The organism is Pseudomonas ceruminis (assembly GCF_021602025.1).
Lineage (GTDB): Bacteria > Pseudomonadota > Gammaproteobacteria > Pseudomonadales > Pseudomonadaceae > Aquipseudomonas > Aquipseudomonas ceruminis.
The window spans coordinates 1-255 of record NZ_BQHW01000103.1; the positions used below are offsets into that span (position 1 = coordinate 1).

General features: G+C 49.4%; 1 rRNA gene. It reads left to right on the forward strand.

The annotated features are described in order from the left end of the window. Window positions 1-255: ribosomal RNA gene (locus L6D80_RS30005) — 23S ribosomal RNA — on the forward strand; the annotation flags it as partial.

A 255-nucleotide genomic window follows, 5' to 3' on the forward strand; every position in this document is an offset into this window, starting at 1 on the left:
AGGCGATGAAAGACGTGGTAGCCTGCGATAAGCTTTGGGGAGTCGGCAAACAGACTGTGATCCAGAGATCTCTGAATGGGGGAACCCACTCAGCACAAGCTGAGTATCTTGTACTGAATACATAGGTACAAGAGGCGAACCAGGGGAACTGAAACATCTAAGTACCCTGAGGAAAAGAAATCAACCGAGATTCCCTTAGTAGTGGCGAGCGAACGGGGACCAGCCCTTAAGTTGGTTTGAGATTAGTGGAACGCT